Source organism: Mesorhizobium sp. 2RAF21, assembly GCF_052115345.1.
GTDB classification, from domain to species: Bacteria; Pseudomonadota; Alphaproteobacteria; order Rhizobiales; family Rhizobiaceae; genus Mesorhizobium; species Mesorhizobium terrae.
In genome coordinates, this window is sequence record NZ_JBFRGM010000048.1 from 1 (window position 1) to 3,263 (window position 3,263).

Genomic DNA, 3,263 nt, shown 5'->3' on the forward strand with positions numbered 1-3,263 from the left:
AGATGCTGGCGCCTTCCGGGCGCCCCGCCAGTGTTCTTGCCCCGGACCGACCTCGCCGTCGTTCGCGACGGCAGACTTCGGGCCTCGAAGCCGCCATTTGCGGCGGCCGGGTTTTTCCAGGGCCCGGACTTAGGGCTCGTCACCAGACAACGCCACCGTAGCGCTGCCAGTCCGGCACCGGCGCCCTCCCTGATACCCGGTGCGCACCAGGTTCCCGTTGTTGTTTGTCACCGGGTCCTAGAATTCCGGGAATAGGTGAGAAGAGCCGTGAAGAGGTGGGAAGGATTGGCATAGAACGTTGAAAACGCGGCACAAAATGGGAAGGGTGTGGCGAGGGTAAGACGGCACTTTCTTTGACGGGCGGTTTTAGAAAAATGGCGACTTTTGGGGCCGGCTCCCGAAAGGCGGGGTAAGATGGCTCAGGCCTCAAACGGGGCTTCGAAGAAACCGTAAGTAACCCTCAAACCCGCAGTAAACCGCCTTTGAAGGCGCGTCACGGTGTCGTGGCGATCCACGGCGGCAGACGGGATCAAAGCACCCAAAACCAAAATAAACTTTGATGATGCATCCAAGTTACCAACTAGCTTCCAATTACCTCATGAAATCAATAGGATGTCGAATACATGAGTGGATTAATCAACTTGGATGCTCAAAGGAGCCGACCGACGCTCGTGCTAACGCTTGACAACATTGCGCAATGTCGTCGCTGGCGGGCATAACCGGATGCGGGTTTCGCTGGTATCCATTGGGGCTAAGAAGAACAAGCGCAACTCCATAGAACTGCTGCCCGATGTGGCCACGTCTGCCATCGAAACGGCCCGTTCTGCTTTACTTGAGAAACGCCGAACCCAACGCGATGTACATTACGAACTCTGCCGCGCGTTGGTAAAATTGAATGTTGATCCGATATCGGCGTCAGCATTCAACCGCTGGGCCGTCAGGGTCGTGAGAGAAGGGCGGCGCGATCTGCTGGATGATCTCCCGCCAACAGTGCTAGCGGCCTTTGCCTCGTTGGTCGAAGCGATCCGTAAGGTCAAAACGTGATGAACCTCCGTCAACATGACGGAGGTTTTGTCCGACCTTCTGGCCCAGTTGGCCGAATGATCCACACTCGTGGAAAACTCCGTCAACTTGACGGAGTTAGGCACCGTCGCCTAATTCCATCAGGTTGACGGAATTAGGCAGCACCACTCAAATCCGCCAAGTTGGCGGATTTGGCTGAGCACCGAAAAACTCCGCCAACTTGGCGGAGTTTCGACACTGAGAACCTCCGTAAAGTTTATGGAGGTTTCCACGGATCGAAAACCCCGGCCAAGTTGGCCACGGTTTTGAGCGGCGAGCGTTCTTGAATTCTCAACACATTCGGCGTATACGCGTCATCAGAGCCTAGAAAACTCTCACACGGGTGGTTAGCGCCACCATGGCCGACCAGAGACCTTCCCGCCAAATTGGCGGAATGATCCATGATCGCGCCGAACGGCGCTTTTTTAATGCCCGGTCTCCGGGCGCGGTCGCATTCTCTGCGGCCGGGAGACTGCGGTGCATGTCCAGGGCTTCGGCCTAAAGACCGTGGTGCCGTCCCGTGCGGTTTTCTACTCCCGGCTCCCGCGCCGTACGCGGGGATCGAAAGCGCCCTAGAAAAGCGCCACGGAGACCGCAATGCAGACCTCCCTTGACAGCCCGGCCATGCCTGGCGCGCTGGAAACCTTCGAACGTTCCATCTCATCAGCAAGAGCCTTGAACCACGTGGTCAGCGAAGCCCTGTGGCATGGCGTGAGCGTGAACCGCGACGACGCCAGCGGCATCAGTGACCTGTTCGATATGGTGTTCGATCAGATGGCCGATGCTGTCGCAACGGTTCGCACGATCGACACTGCCCGAATGCAGGCACAGCCAGCGCTCCGAACCGACACGACAGGCAAAGTGCTGCTGACGGCAGACGAGCGCCGGGCGCAGAGGGTCGAAAGCATCCAGCGCATTCTACGCGATACAGATTACAGCCTGATCGCGGACCGCTATGTCCTGCCGCAAGAGACGATCCGGGACATACTCTATGCGATGATCGACGCGCCAGCGCGCGTCCCCACGTTCCAAGGCATGCCTCTCGCTGACGACATGACACCGGTCAAGCCGATCAACTTCCCGCCCGTGGACGAAGAAGAGGCATTCAAGGCCGAACAGGCCAAGGAGGAAAAGGAGAAGCGCATAGCCCGCGCGGTGGACAAGATGACGAAGCGCAAGCGGCCCGACGAGGACGGCGAACAGCCGGGGCGAACGGGAACGGACGGCGAGTAAGCCAATAACGGGCGCGGATCAACCGCGCCCTTTTCCTGACAGGGTAAACAGGGGTGCGTCATGTCGAGTATAGAAACCTTCCCGCTCACCGTGCAGGTGACAGCCGACGAATGGGCGTTCGCGCAACGCCGCCTGACTTATCTCGAGGCGCTGTTGCTGCGGCTGGTGCGTGAGAAGAAGAACATTCAGGAATGGTATCGCGCCAGCGAACTGGCGGCGATGCGCCTGCCCGGCCTGCCTGACACGGCGGACGGTGTGGTGCGCAAGGCGACAGCCGGGCGATGGCCGCGCAAGGATATCAGCGTCAAGGGCCGAAAGGTCGGCGTCTATCACGTCGCCAGCCTGCCGAACCGGGCCTTTGACGCGCTGATCGGGCGCGTTCTGGACGTGCCCGAACTTGGGGGAGCGCCGCGACCTGTGCCCAACCTGCCGCCAGTGGAAGCGCCACCGCCGCCAGTCGCGCCGAACACCGCCCCCGCATGGGTGCTGCCGCTGATCCGGCTCATCAAAGGCAAAGCGGAAGGCGACCTAGCGCGGGCTTGGGAAGAATTGCCGAACAACGTGCCGTTCGGAACCGTGCTGCCGACAGCCGAACAGGCCGTCATGGTGTTGATGGATCTCGGCTTGATGGAGAAGTATGGCCGCTAGATCCTCGCATGACCAAGCGGCCACGCTCGCCGCTTTGGTCGGATGGCCCTCTAAAACCGGATTTGAGGGCCGCTCAAAGGCCGTAGGACGCTTTTGAGGCTCCGAGAGGCACTGAGGGGCCGGAAAGCAAAAAACGCGCGCCAGCGGCCCTGCATTGCAGTCGCGCATGAGTTGCGCTAGCTTACGCTTCGCGCCGAGCAGGAAGCGGTCCTTCGGGACTTGGGATGGCAATTCCGGCCTCCCCGGCGTTCATGCCTCCCTCTTGGACGGGCATGAGATTGCAGCGCCAACCTGCTAGATTGTGGTTGCGCTTGGTTCTT

Annotated in this window: 3 protein-coding genes; all 3 read left to right on the forward strand. The window is 60.0% G+C overall.

The genetic code is table 11. The features are described 5' to 3' along the window. Positions 1 to 681 precede the first annotated feature (681 nt). The 3 genes from AB4136_RS33280 (at position 682) to AB4136_RS33290 (ending at position 2,943) form a co-directional block, all read left to right on the forward strand. Complete coding sequence (locus AB4136_RS33280) at positions 682 to 1,044, forward strand: DUF3486 family protein (RefSeq protein ID WP_137901462.1); 363 nt, start codon at positions 682 to 684, stop codon at positions 1,042 to 1,044. A 615-nt stretch (positions 1,045 to 1,659) separates the two neighbouring features. After that, on the forward strand, positions 1,660 to 2,295 hold the full coding sequence (locus AB4136_RS33285; RefSeq protein WP_137901463.1) for a hypothetical protein: 636 nt from the start codon (positions 1,660 to 1,662) through the stop codon (positions 2,293 to 2,295). 60 nt (positions 2,296 to 2,355) lie between these two features. Then, positions 2,356 to 2,943 (forward strand): DNA-binding protein, encoded by a 588-nt coding sequence (locus AB4136_RS33290; protein ID WP_137901464.1) that lies wholly within the window; start codon positions 2,356 to 2,358, stop codon positions 2,941 to 2,943. Positions 2,944 to 3,263 lie beyond the last annotated feature (320 nt).